Origin of the sequence: Pedobacter planticolens (assembly GCF_014172375.1) — a bacterium.
Taxonomy (GTDB): Bacteria; Bacteroidota; Bacteroidia; order Sphingobacteriales; family Sphingobacteriaceae; genus Pedobacter; species Pedobacter planticolens.
The window spans coordinates 1,575,910-1,589,462 of sequence record NZ_WNXD01000002.1; the positions used below are offsets into that span (position 1 = coordinate 1,575,910).

8 protein-coding genes and 1 tRNA gene are annotated in these 13,553 nt (G+C 34.7%); 7 read left to right on the top strand and 2 right to left on the bottom strand.

Features of this window, described 5'->3' with window-relative positions; all coding sequences use genetic code 11:
• Positions 1–2: 2 nt before the first annotated feature.
• Positions 3–1,925 (bottom strand): tetratricopeptide repeat-containing sensor histidine kinase, encoded by a 1,923-nt coding sequence (locus GM921_RS15665; protein WP_182923575.1) that lies wholly within the window; start codon positions 1,923–1,925, stop codon positions 3–5.
• 173 nt (positions 1,926–2,098) lie between these two features.
• Between GM921_RS15665 and GM921_RS15670 the strand changes: the two genes are divergently transcribed.
• From GM921_RS15670 to GM921_RS15685, 4 genes are all read left to right on the top strand, one after another.
• Positions 2,099–4,006, top strand: a complete 1,908-nt coding sequence (locus GM921_RS15670) for an alpha-amylase family glycosyl hydrolase (protein ID WP_182923576.1) — start codon at positions 2,099–2,101, stop codon at positions 4,004–4,006.
• Between the two features lie 8 nt (positions 4,007–4,014).
• A complete protein-coding gene (locus GM921_RS15675) occupies positions 4,015–5,277 on the top strand; it encodes an alkaline phosphatase family protein (RefSeq protein ID WP_182923577.1) in 1,263 nt (420 codons plus the stop codon).
• Between the two features lie 178 nt (positions 5,278–5,455).
• Positions 5,456–7,033, top strand: a complete 1,578-nt coding sequence (locus GM921_RS15680) for a S10 family peptidase (RefSeq protein WP_182923578.1) — start codon at positions 5,456–5,458, stop codon at positions 7,031–7,033.
• 252 nt (positions 7,034–7,285) lie between these two features.
• The gene (locus GM921_RS15685; protein ID WP_182923579.1) at positions 7,286–8,251 is read left to right on the top strand and encodes an acetyl-CoA carboxylase carboxyltransferase subunit alpha; all 966 of its coding nucleotides are present in this window, start codon (positions 7,286–7,288) and stop codon (positions 8,249–8,251) included.
• 72 nt (positions 8,252–8,323) lie between these two features.
• Here GM921_RS15685 and GM921_RS15690 read toward each other — a convergent pair whose 3' ends face one another.
• Positions 8,324–11,428: a protein O-mannosyl-transferase family gene (locus GM921_RS15690; RefSeq protein WP_182923580.1), complete on the bottom strand. Its 3,105-nt coding sequence runs from the start codon at positions 11,426–11,428 to the stop codon at positions 8,324–8,326.
• 231 nt (positions 11,429–11,659) lie between these two features.
• Between GM921_RS15690 and GM921_RS15695 the strand changes: the two genes are divergently transcribed.
• The 3 genes from GM921_RS15695 to GM921_RS15705 all read left to right on the top strand — a co-directional run bounded on the left by GM921_RS15695 (position 11,660) and on the right by GM921_RS15705 (position 13,408).
• Positions 11,660–11,730: transfer RNA gene (locus GM921_RS15695), tRNA-Gln, on the top strand.
• A gap of 71 nt (positions 11,731–11,801) precedes the next feature.
• Positions 11,802–12,743 (top strand): ribose-phosphate pyrophosphokinase, encoded by a 942-nt coding sequence (locus GM921_RS15700; RefSeq protein ID WP_182923950.1) that lies wholly within the window; start codon positions 11,802–11,804, stop codon positions 12,741–12,743.
• 83 nt (positions 12,744–12,826) lie between these two features.
• Positions 12,827–13,408, top strand: a complete 582-nt coding sequence (locus GM921_RS15705; RefSeq protein WP_182923581.1) for a 50S ribosomal protein L25/general stress protein Ctc — start codon at positions 12,827–12,829, stop codon at positions 13,406–13,408.
• The last annotated feature ends 145 nt before the right edge of the window (positions 13,409–13,553 follow it).

Genomic DNA, 13,553 nt, shown 5'->3' on the forward strand with positions numbered 1-13,553 from the left:
TTTTAATTAGGTTGCATCATATGTAGGGTTGGAATATCGATTACAATGAGTGTTCCTTTACCTGGTTGCCCTTCAATGCTTATTTTTCCTTCGTAATAATCTATCCGATTAGACAATAAACCAATTCCTTTTCCATTACGATCATTTTTATCATTATCTATCCCCTTTCCATTATCTTCAATGTATAAATTGATGGAATCTGGGTGTTCTACCAATTGAAAAATTGCATTCGTAGCCTTAGCATGTTTTACAATATTTTGGAAAAGTTCTTGCACAATGCGATAAAAACTAACTTGAAAATCTTCGGGATATTTAGAAAGATCATCGAAACCATAAATTAAATGTTCGATATAAATTTTGCCTGATGTGTTAATATCGCTTATTAATTGCTCAATTGAATTAATCAGACCATATTGACGAATAGCAACTGGCATTAATTGATGGCTCATTTCCCGAACTGTATCTGCTACATTTGCTAAAATTCTATTCGCTGTTTCCAATTTTTCTGGCGAGATAACTTCATCTTTTAAAGGATGTTCTGAAAGATTTAATCGCACAACCGAAATCATAGATCCAACCTCATCATGCAATTGATCCGCAATGCGCCAACGCTCAGCTTCTTGCGATTTGGAAAGTGTTCTTATCACATTCGTTTTGTGCAATTGTTTCAATCGTGCTAACTCTGCTAAATGCAATAAATTACCTTGCTTGCGCCGCTGATATAAAATATAAATCATCGCCCCACCACCAACTAAAAGCAAGCATAAACAACTAATAATGAGCAATGAACGCTGTTTATTCTTAGCATAAGTAAGTGCTTCTACATCTCGTTGTTTTTTAAGGAGCTCTGCTTTTTGTTTGTCTTGTTCTATTTTATACTTGTAGGCCAACTCTTTGGTTAGTGCAATTAATTCATTTTGGTAAAGCGAATCCTTTGTGTTTAAAGCTTTATCAATAACCGCATTAGATTGATTAAAACGAAGTTGATGAACTTGATATAATTTTAAATAACGAATGCCAATTGCAGTAGATTTTAATGGTTTGTTTAAAGCATTCGCCACAAGATTGAAAAGATAAGTTGCGCTATCTTTTTTAAGTTGTTTACTAGTTAATTGCGCCAATTGTAAAACACCATCTAAGTAAACAACTTCCCTTTTACCAGCTTTAAATGCCAAAAATAAAGGATGATAATTTTTTAATGCATTTGTATATTGATTTTTATGTTCCAAATACATTCCTTTTGCTAAAAAGTAAGTAGCGGTTTGAGCTGGTTTTAATTGCGCTAACTCTTGGTAATATTTATCTAAATGTTGTAACTGGTTTAATTTTAATGAATTGATAAGCAATAATGTTAAAATTTCAGCTCGTTCTGCAGTAGATAAAGGCGTATCTGAATATAATTCAGTTAACAAAGTTGATGCTTTTACATTTTCATCAACCCCAAAAAGACTATTAACATAAGCAATTTTTATAGGTCGTTTATTATGTTGTGGCGCTAGGTTAATTGCTTTTTCAAACATGATTTGCATGCCCAAAGTATCATTTAGTATCACATAACTTTTGGCCAACTTCTTTAGGTTAGCGATAGAAACTGCACTAGGTTTTCCACGAGAAACGGCTAATGCTTTTTGCTGATAAATTTTTGCTTTTTCTGTATCGCCAGCTTTTGCAAATGCGGTGGCCAATTCTGTTTGCGCATTAGTTAAATTATCGTCCTTAAAATTTACTAAAAGATCTTCTGCTTGCGCTAAATAGGTGAGTGCCTTTGCATTATTTTTAGTAGTACGAACACTATTAAACTTAGCTATCAATTGATCAAAAGATATTGACTGATAATTCGATGATTTATCAACTGAAGGAGTTTGCGAAAACACTATTGTATTCACAAAAAGAGATAGTAGAATAAGGAATAATAATTTATACATCTTTTTAAAAACCGTCATTTTATTATTAACCTTAAATCCTTCTAAAAACTGAGCAAAACGCTCATTTTGCGAATCTATTTTTGTAATAACTAAGGAAATGAAAATTACAGTTAAATTTTATAGCTATAAATACCTAATATTGAGTATTTTTGAGTCCAAATATATCCCCAAGTATGAAAAAATTGATTTACCCCTTACTGCTTGTAACTGCTGTTTTACTTTTTAGTTGTAAAAAATCGGGAACGTTCCCGAATACGGAGCCTACACCAACACCAACTGTACCAACAACGCCGACTTATCCGTTGCCAAGTGCGGCTAAAGATGGGGTTGTGTTCATAAATGGCGGTGTATCAGCAATTGTAACTTTATATGCACCTTCAAAATCATCCGTATATGTGGTAGGCGATTTTAATGATTGGCAAACTTTACCTGCTTATCAAATGAAATTAGCGCCAGATAATACGACTTGGTGGGTTCAAATTGATAACTTAAATCCGAATACAGAATATGCCTATCAGTTTTTTGTGGATGGAACTTTGAAAGTTGCCGATCCTTACTGCGAAAAAGTGCTTGATCCTAATAACGATAGCTATATTTCATCCGTAACTTATCCTAATTTAAAAGCATATCCAACAGGAAAAACAACTGGAATTGTAAGTGTTATGCAGGCAAATCAGCCAGTATACACTTGGAAAAATGGAAGTTTTACTCGGCCAGCAAAAGACAATTTAGTGGTTTATGAATTGTTAATTCGTGATTTTACAACAGAACATAGCTACGCGTCAACACTTCAAAAATTAGATTATTTAAAAGATTTGGGTATCAATGCAATCGAATTAATGCCAGTAACAGAGTTTGAAGGTAATTTAAGTTGGGGTTACAACGTGTCTTATTATTTTGCGCCAGATAAATATTACGGTACGAAAACTGCTTTGCAAAACTTTATTGATGAATGCCACGGCAAAGGAATTGCGGTAATTATGGATATGGTGTTAAATCATTCTTTTGGTCAATCGCCAATGGTGCAATTGTATTTTGATGGAAATAAACCGACTTCAAACAGCCCTTGGTTTAATGTAGATGCTAAACATCCGTATAATGTAGGTTATGATTTTAATCACGAAAGCCCAGCTACTAAATATTTTGTTAAAAATGTGGTTAAATTTTGGATGCAAAACTATAAAATCGATGGATTTAGATTTGATTTGTCGAAAGGATTTACACAAAACTACTCTACAAATGATGCAGGTTTTGCTGCGTATGATGCGAGTCGTATTGCAATTTGGAAAGAATACAATAACTACATTAAAAGTATCGACCCAAATAATTTCTATGTTATTTTAGAGCATTTTGCTGATGCCAGCGAAGAAAAAGTATTAGCAGATGATGGCATGATGTTATGGAATAATCTAAATTATAACATGAATGAAGCCACAATGGGCTGGATTCCTACTTCTGATTTTTCTTGGGCATTTTACACTAAACACGGTTTTAGCAAGTCAGAGAATTTAGTTGATTACATGGAAAGCCATGATGAAGAGCGCTTGAACTTTAAAAATATCACCTATGGTAATGTGGTTACAGGATATTCTGTTAAAGATTTAACCACAGCTTTAAAACGGGAAGAAATGGCTGCCGCATTTTTATTTGCAGTTCCTGGTCCGAAAATGATTTGGCAATTTGGCGAACTTGGCTACGATGTGAGTATAGATTTTAATGGTCGCACAGGCGATAAACCAATTAAATGGGAGTATTTTACCGATAGCCGTCGGAAAGCTTTATATGATGCTTACACTAAATTCATCAAACTAAAAAAGAATAATACTATTTTTACTAGCCCAACTTATACATATAGTGTTAGTGGTGGACTAAAATATATCAAATTAACTAACGGCACAAATACGGTTGTTGTGGTAGGTAATTTCGATGTAACTAATCAAACTGCAAACATAGATTTTGGGACAACTGGAGCTTGGATTGATGCAACTGGTGGTGCAACTATGAATTTAGCTAACACTACGTATGGCGCAACTTTAGCTCCTGGAGAATACCATATTTATAGTAAACAAGCTTTAAATTAATTTTAAGAATGCTCATTAAGAAGTTATTATTTGCCGTCGTATTATTTACTTTTTTAGGGATAACAGCAAACGCCCAAGATACTACTCAAAAAGTAGTTCCTAATAGAGTAAACGGTATTGAACAGCAAAAAAAACCGTATGTAATTTTAATTTCTATAGATGCATTTAGATGGGATTTGGCAGATAAATACAACGCTAAGAACCTAATTAAACTAAGAGAAAGCGGAGTGCAGGCCGAATATTTGAAACCCTCTTTCCCTTCACTAACATTTCCAAATCATTATAGTATTGTAACTGGGTTGTATCCTGCACATCATGGTGTGGTAGATAATATTTTTTACGATAAAACGAGAAATGTTATTTACAAGAAATCGGATAAAACAATGGCGGCAGATAGTTCTTGGTATGGTGGAAAACCACTTTGGGTTTTAGCAGAACAACAACAAATGTTAAGCGCTATTTTTTATTGGCCAGGTTCAGAAATCTCTATGGATGGCATAAAACCAACCTATTTATACAATTACAGCGAAGTTATTCCAATAGATAAGCGAGTAGCTGTTGTGAAAGATTGGTTGCAATTACCCGAAGAAAAACGGCCGCATTTTATTGCGTTATACTTTCCTCAGGTAGATCAAGCAGCGCATAGATATAAACCAGAATCGGAAGAAACTAGAAAAGCAGTGCAAATAGTGGATGATGCAGTAGGAAAATTAGTTGATGCCGCGAAATCAACAGGTTTGCACGTTAATTTTATTCTTTTGTCAGATCATGGCATGGCAGCAATTGATAACGTGAACACAATTCCTATGCCTAAAGCGATAGACTTAACACATTTTAAAGTTACGCCTGGTAATGCATTATTACATATATATGCAAATGATAAAACCTTTATTAAACCAACTTATAAAGCATTAAAAGCCGAAGCAAAAGACTATGATGTTTACTTAAGTAAGCAAATTCCAAAAGCGTGGCATTACAATAAAAAAGCAGATATTTATAACAGAGTAGGAGATATATTATTAGTCCCACATTTGCCAAAAGTATTTAATATCAATGGCATACGACCTGATTTTGGTCAGCATGGTTTCGATCCAGCAATTCAAGATATGCATGCAGTTTTTTATGCTTGGGGCCCACAGTTTAAACAGAACTTAAAAATCAGTGCATTCGAAAACGTAAATGTTTATCCACTAATTGCGAATATTTTAGGCTTAACCTACACACAAAAAATAGATGGCAAAGCGAAAGTGTTAGCGCCAATTTTGAAATAAATGGTTTGCCACAGATTAACAGATTTTAGTTTTGCTAATTCATAGCTTACTAGAGATTTTAATCTGATAATCTGTGGCTTTTAATTTTGTTCTGCTATCCATCAGTAACAATTTCGTGTTCGTTGCTAAATATGGATTTCAATTTTTGATATTTATATCACCAACCAAAAAAACTCAGATGAAGAAATTTTTTACCTCAACACTTATTGCACTAAGTATTGTGAGTTTTGCGCAAGCTCAACAACGCCCTCAAGGCCAAAATGGACCAAGAACAGCAACTCCGCCTGCTACAACAGCTGCACCTGCAAAAGAAGAAACAAAAACGAACACCAATATTGCCTCAAGAACAATTGTTCCAGAAAGCTCTGTAATTACAAATCATACCGTAACCATTAGAGGTAAATCTGTTCCATACAAAGCAACAACAGGTACTTTGCCAGTTTGGGATGAAGATGGAAAACCAATCGCAGGCTTATTTTATACCTATTACGAACGTTCTGATGTTCAAAACAGAGAGAACAGACCTTTGGTTATTTCTTTTAACGGTGGCCCAGGCTCTGCATCAGTTTGGATGCACATTGCGTATACTGGTCCAGTTGTTTTAAATATAGATGATGAAGGATATCCAATTCAGCCCTATGGCTACAAAGACAATAGTTCGTCTATTTTAGATGTTGCCGATATCGTTTACATCGACCCTGTAAATACAGGTTATTCTCGTGCAACGAGTAAAGATGTTCCTGGCACTAAGTTTTTTGGTGTAAGAGCAGATATCAAGTACTTGGCCGAGTGGTTAAATACATTTGTAACCCGCAATAATCGTTGGGCATCGCCGAAGTTTTTAATTGGAGAAAGTTACGGAACTACACGAGTTTCTGGCTTAGCATTAGAATTACAAAGTAATCAATGGATGTACCTAAATGGTGTTATTTTAGTATCGCCAACAGAATTAGGGATGGAAAGAGGAACAGTGCTAGATGCAGCTTTACGTTTACCATATTTCGCTGCAACAGCATGGTATCACAAAAAATTACCAGCCGATTTACAGAGCAAAAAACTCACTGATATGTTGCCAGAAGTTGAAAACTTCACGGTGAATGAACTCATTCCTGCAATAACAAAAGGTGGTTTTTTACCACAAGCAGAAAAGCAGAAAATCGCCGCAAAAATGGCTAGGTTTTCAGGAATATCTGAAAAGGTAATTATGCAGAACAACCTCGATGTATCGACCAATTTATTTTGGAAAGAGCTGCTACGCGATCAAGGATTTACCGTTGGACGATTAGATTCAAGATATAAAGGAATAGATAAAGCTGATGCAGGAGATGGACCAGAGTACAATGCAGAATTAACATCTTGGTTGCATTCATTTACGCCTGCCATTAATATGTATATCCGCAACGAGCTCAATTATAAAACCGATTTAAAATACAATATGTTTGGCTCAGTTTACCCATGGGATAATACTGGCGATCGTACTGGAGAAAATTTACGTGCAGCGATGGCTCAAAACCCGTACTTACATGTGCTTGTTCAGTCTGGATATTTTGATGGCGCTTGCGATTATTTCAACGCTAAATATAACATGTGGCAAATGGATCCAAGCGGTAAATTAAAAGATAGAATGAGTTGGGAAGGCTACGAAAGCGGACATATGATGTACCTACGTAAACCAGATTTAAAAGCAGGAAACGATCACATCAGAGAATTTATAGAAAAAGCATTACCAAAACCAGGCGTTCCAGCTAAGTTTTAGTTAGATATAAGATTATATAATAATAGCCATAGATTAACAGATTTCTTTCAATAAAAATCCGATAATCTGTGGCTAAATAATTTAAAGCCCTTTACTACAATTCTTAACCTATCTTAATTCCTTAATGTTAATTGAATTAGAAAAAATCTGTTAATCTGTAGCTAAATAATATAAAACCCTTACCCCTCATTCTTTTATCGAAATTTTATTGCAGTATGTTTCGGGATAATTACTTATTTTTACAGCCCGCTTATGGAACAGATAAAAACATCATTCGATTTCGAAAAACCACTAGCTGATTTAATGCATCAGATAGAAAAGGTAAAGCAAGTTGCCGATAAAACTAAAGTAGATATGTCTGCAACGCTAGCAGAGCTAGACGAAAAAGTAGCTAAAACCAGTAAAAATTTATACAATAACCTAACTGGATGGCAAAAAGTTCAAATGTCTCGCCATGCAGAAAGACCACAAACCTTAGATTATATTGCTATGATATGCGATGATTTCATCGAAATGCATGGCGATAGAACCGTAAAAGATGATAAGGCAATTATTGGAGGTTTTGCAACTATTGATGGGCAAACCGTAATGATTATCGGTCACCAAAAAGGTAAAAATACCAAAGAACGACAGTTTCGTAATTTTGGTATGGCAAATCCAGAAGGCTATAGAAAAGCATTACGCTTAATGAAATTGGCCGAAAAATTCAATAAACCAGTAATTTCTTTTATAGATACCATGGGTGCTTATCCAGGTTTAGAAGCAGAAGAACGCGGACAAGGAGAAGCAATTGCTCGTAATTTATTAGAAATGTCTGTGCTAAAAGTGCCAATTTTATGCTTTGTAGTAGGAGAGGGTGCATCTGGCGGAGCTTTAGGAATTGGTATAGGCGACAAAGTATACATGTTAGAACATACATGGTATTCAGTTATTTCACCAGAATCTTGCTCATCCATTTTATGGAGAAGTTGGGATTTTAAAGAAAAAGCAGCAGAATGCTTAAAACTAACATCAGATGATATGTACAAAAACCAATTAATTGATGGTATTGTAAAAGAACCATTAGGCGGTGCACATCAAAACCCTGAGTTAATGGGTCAAACACTTAAAGCACAAATTGTAAAAGACTTAAAAGAGTTGAAAAAAGTAAATACCGATAAACTAATTGCAACCAGAATTGATAAATTCTGTGCAATGGGTGTAGTAGTCGAGAACTAATTTTAATCTCATCATAACAAAAAAGCCATCACGTTTAAAACATGATGGCTTTTTTATGTCATTGATAATCAATTATTGCTGCGGTGCAGAACCAAAAAATTGACTAAACCCATTATACAAATCATTGTATTGTTTATTCAATTCATCTGCAAGTTTGGTTTGTTTGTATTGTGCAGCTACTTTAACCATAGGTTCTAAACCATACATCAATCCAATTTGTATATTCTGACCACCAATCAATTGGTTTTTGCTTTTCGAAACATCCGATAAATAAATCATCTCTTTTTTAATATACTCCGCAGATTTTTTAAGCAAATTGTTTGCCTTTTCAGTTTCACCCAATATGTATAAGTTCTGCGCCATAGTTGGTACACCCATCATTGTACGAATGCTATAAATTTTTGTAGGCATTACCTCATCATATTTACGAACTACTTTCTTCGCATCATCAAGTCTACCTTGTTTTATTAATCCAGTAATTAAGCTGTTAAACATATTATTAAAAATAGAAACATCATCAGCTGATTGTTCATCTAAATAAGATGCATTTTTAACATTCCCCCACTTAAATTTATTCATGATGTGTGTATACATCGGTTCTAAATTAATAGGTTGCTCTCCAGTATTAGCAATACTATCCTGTTTTAAAGGCAATAAACGTAAAGCCAAACCTTCATTATATAAATAGTTATCTAAACCATTAAATTGCTCAGAAGGAACAGTACTACAGAAATAAACAGGTCTTTTCCAGTTGTTGTGTGCTAAAATATCAAACATAGCCAATGTACCTTTCGTTACATAGCCCTTGTTAAATTTCCATTCCATCGCAGGTGTAATTCTGCTCAATTCTGATGCTGGTAAAGTACCCGTACTAATCACATCTTGTGGATTAACAGTTAACTTTAAATTCTTAGTCGGCAGAAAATTCGTTTTAGTACCATCTATCAAAGCGACTTTATCGTCTGCATTATCGGATAATAGAAGATCAACAATTTGTTTCAATTCTACAGAACCTTGAATTTGAAGGTCCTTAATATACATTACATCTCTTTCACCAGCAACATACTGCGATGGTTTCATCGTAATAGGTAACGGCTCTGATTCATGCACTTTCCTTCTCATTCCGTTGATATACCAATCCGTATCAAACAAACTTAAATTCACTAAACGAATATCTGGTCTAACACCTTCAACCTCCTGAATATACCATAAGGGGTACGTATCATTATCACCATAGGTGAAAAGAATAGCATTTGGTGCACAAGATTCCATATAACTTACAGCAATATCATGTGCTACCATTTTTGTAGAACGATTATGGTCATCCCAACCTTGACTAGCCATTATCACTGGAGCACAAAGCAAAGCGATTACAGTAGCACCGATAGCTGCATTTTTTGCGCTCAGTTTTTTAAATACCCATTCCTTTATGGCCAAAACCCCGAGCCCTATCCAAATGGCAAAGGCATAAAATGAACCTACGTACGCATAATCTCTTTCTCTAGGTTCTAACGGTTTTTGGTTGAGATATAAAACAATAGCCAAACCGGTACAGAAAAATAACAACCCTATAATACCACCATCTTCTGGTTTGCGAGTAAAATGCCAAATAGCACCTAATAAGCCTAAAATTAGCGGTAAAAAGAAAAAGCGATTATAAGAAGTACTTTCAGTAATAGATGGTGGCAAATTAGTTTGATCTCCCAAATTTAAGGCGTCGATAGGTTTAATTCCACTTAATGATCTGCCCTCATATAAACTTCCCTGTCCTTGAACTTCATTTTGACGACCAACAAAATTCCACATGAAATAACGCATATACATTAGCCCAACTTGGTAGCGAGCAAAAAATCCAACGTTATCAAAAAAAGTAGGGAAGTGCGTGTCATCAAAACCCATCATATCTTTATAATATTTCACATATCTTTCATCACTATCATACATTCTCGGGAACAAAACTTCGTGCTGTAAACGTTTAATACTATCTGGGAAATTTTCATTTTCACCATAAATATGATCAGATTTTATACCAGCAACTTCATATTTTGTTGCACCTTTTCTATAAGTTTTCCCGCCGGGAACATTTATAGGATTACTACCATCTTCATTATATTTAGGAATTGAATTATAATTCGGTCCAACTAGTAATGGTCTATCTCCATATTGTTCGCGGTTTAAATAACTTAAAAATGAGAATGCATTATCTGGATCGCTATTATTTAAATTAGGTTTAGCCTGCGCTCTAATTACAATCATTGCAAAAGAAGCATAGCCAAAAATCACCAATACAGTTGATAATAAAGCTAAGTTTAAAATCTTTTTCTGATGTTTAATTGAGTGACGAATACCCCAAACTAAACCGCCAATTAATAAAAGAGCAAAGAAAAGTACACCAGTGCCAAAACCTAAACCTAAGGAGTTTACAAAGAAAAGATCGAAGTAAGCACCAGCTGAAACCAAATATTGAATAATACCATATTGTATTACCGCTAAAATGACTACGCCAATTCCGAAGGTTTTAAGAATGCCTGCAGTAGTTGGTTTCGCTGTTTTTTTGAAATAATAAACAAAAGCAATAGCTGGTATAGTTAGTAAATTTAGTAAGTGAATACCAATAGAAAGCCCCATAATGTAGGCGATAAAAAGTAACCACTTATCTGCTCTTGGCTCATCAGCAATAGCTTCCCATTTTAAAATAGCCCAAAAAACAATAGCTGTAAATAACGATGAAAGTGCATAAACCTCTGATTCTACTGCTGAGAACCAAAAACTATCAGAAAAAGTATAAGCTAAAGCGCCAACTGCTCCAGCACCCATTATGCTAATTAAATTTCCAGTGCTAATTTCTTCATTCGCTTTTATCAGAACTTTTTTAGCAAGTGCAGTAATCGTCCAAAACAAGAATAAAATAGTGGCTCCACTGGCAATTGCCGAACCGATATTCATAAAATAAGCAACTTTAGTTACATCGCCCATGGCGAAAATAGAAAAGAAACGCTGGATCATTAAGAATAATGGTGCACCAGGTTGATGCACAACTTGCATTTTTAATGCCGAAGCGATAAACTCTCCACAATCCCAAAAACTAACAGATGGTTCTAAGGTTAAAATGTAGGTTAAAGTCGCTATAAAGAAACAAATCCAGCCGACTATGTTGTTTATTTTTGAATAGTTCATTGTATAAATGGATAAAAATAAATGCTTTGATACATAAAAATGCAGCCGAAAATAAAGAAATAGATTGATATAAATACAAATAGTTAAGGTCTTTTAACAAAAATTAACCCTTTTTTAATGTAACAAATAAGCTTTTACAATTATTTGAAAATTTTTTGATTTGGGGCTTGCAGCTATAAAAAATAAGCGTAAATTTGCATTCCATTTCAGAACAACGATTTGGGAAATGATTGCCCGATAGTATAAAGGTAGTACAACGGTTTTTGGTACCGTTTGTCTAGGTTCGAATCCTGGTCGGGCAACAAAACATATTCGGATTGTGAATAAAAACGCAATCCGATTTTTTTTAACCAGCATTGATACCCGCGAAATCATGCCATTGCAATTTAACCCAGTTAAAATTTTTGCCGGAAGCGGTACAAAAGATTTAGCACAAAAAATTGCCGAAGCTTACGGCAAACCACTAGGAGATGTTACTTTAAGTCGGTTTAGCGATGGCGAGTTTCAGCCTTCTTTTGATGAATCAATAAGAGGATGTGATGTTTTCTTGGTTCAATCTACTTATCAGCCAAGCGATAATTTAATGGAACTGTTGTTAATGATTGATGCCGCAAAAAGAGCATCAGCACATTACATCACGGCAGTTGTACCTTATTATGGTTTAGCAAGACAAGATAGAAAAGATAAACCGCGTGTGGCAATTGGGGCAAAGTTGGTTGCTAATTTATTAAAGTCTGCAGGTATTCATCGTATTATGACAATGGATTTGCATGCAGCACAGATACAAGGTTTCTTTGATATTCCGGTAGATCACTTAGATGGATCGGTTATTTTTGTTCCTTATATTAAAAGCTTAGGCTTAAAGAATTTAACAATTGCTTCGCCAGATATGGGCGGATCGTACAGAGCTCGTACTTTTGCAAAGTTTTTTAATGCAGAGGTTGTGATTTGTGATAAACGTCGTTTACGTGCTAATGAAATCGAATCAATGTCGATTATTGGAGATGTAAAGGGCTTAGATGTAGTGTTGATGGATGATATTTGTGATACCGCAGGTACCTTAGCTAAAGCAGCAGCTTTAATTATGGAAAACGGAGCAAATAGTGTGAGAGCAGTTTGTACGCATGCCGTTTTATCTGGTAAGGCGTATGAAACGATAGAAAACTCGATGTTAGAAGAATTAATCGTAACCGATACTATTCCGCTAAAACAAGAGAGCTCAAAAATTAAAGTGTTGAGCACAGCGAAATTATTTGCAAAAGCAATTGCTAATGTAAATGAGCATGGCTCGATAAGTGACCTGTTTAAAGTTTAATAAAAGGTAGAAGGTGTAGGGCATAAGGCATAAGGTCTAAATACTAACTACTAAATACTATATACAAATTAAAATAAATAAAAATGAAAACAATCGCAATTAGCGGTTCTCCAAGAGAGAACGTAGGGAAACGCGATGCTAAAGAGCTTCGCTATGAAGGTAAAGTTCCTGCAGTATTGTATGGTGGTAAAGAGCAAGTTCACTTTGCTGTATTAAGCACCGATTTAAACGAGGCTATTTACACTCCAGAAGCTAACTTTTTAGAAATCAACATTGGTGGTACTAAAACTAAAGCTATTATTAAAGAAGCTCAGTTTCATCCATTAACAGATTTATTATTACACGTAGATTTTCTTCAATTATTTGATGAGAAAGAAATTGTAATGGAAATCCCTGTTAAATTAACTGGAACTTCTCCAGGTGTTAAAATGGGTGGTAAATTAGTTCAAAAACTACGTAAATTACGTGTAAAATCATTGCCAAAAAGCATGCCTCAAGTAGTTGAAGTTAGCATTGCTAAAATGGAAGTTGGAAATTTATTCCGCGTTCGTGATTTGCAAAAAGGTGATTACGTTGTAACTAACACACCGGAAGATACAATCGTTTCTGTTGGTATGTCTAGAGCATTAAAACAAGCAGAAACTGAAGCAGCTAAAGGTAAATAATTAGCAAGATTTTAAGATTTCCTTGATTTACAAGATAGAGGAGCGGTACAGAAGAAATTTTGTACCGCTTCTTTTTTTATCAGGATTTTAGGATGAATAGGATTTTCAAGATAATAGGTCTTCCGACTTTCGGTCTTTTCCAACT

What these genes read in the sequence shown, in the direction of transcription:
- GM921_RS15670 (WP_182923576.1), top strand. Translation starts at nt 2,099, where the DNA reads ATGAAAAAATTGATTTACCCCTTACTGCTTGTAACTGCTGTTTTACTT.
- GM921_RS15680 (WP_182923578.1), top strand. Translation starts at nt 5,456, where the DNA reads ATGAAGAAATTTTTTACCTCAACACTTATTGCACTAAGTATTGTGAGT.
- GM921_RS15685 (WP_182923579.1), top strand. Translation starts at nt 7,286, where the DNA reads ATGGAACAGATAAAAACATCATTCGATTTCGAAAAACCACTAGCTGAT.
- GM921_RS15705 (WP_182923581.1), top strand. Translation starts at nt 12,827, where the DNA reads ATGAAAACAATCGCAATTAGCGGTTCTCCAAGAGAGAACGTAGGGAAA.
- GM921_RS15700 (WP_182923950.1), top strand. Translation starts at nt 11,802, where the DNA reads ATGCCATTGCAATTTAACCCAGTTAAAATTTTTGCCGGAAGCGGTACA.
- GM921_RS15690 (WP_182923580.1), bottom strand. Translation starts at nt 11,428, where the DNA reads ATGAACTATTCAAAAATAAACAACATAGTCGGCTGGATTTGTTTCTTT.
- GM921_RS15665 (WP_182923575.1), bottom strand. Translation starts at nt 1,925, where the DNA reads ATGTATAAATTATTATTCCTTATTCTACTATCTCTTTTTGTGAATACA.
- GM921_RS15675 (WP_182923577.1), top strand. Translation starts at nt 4,015, where the DNA reads ATGCTCATTAAGAAGTTATTATTTGCCGTCGTATTATTTACTTTTTTA.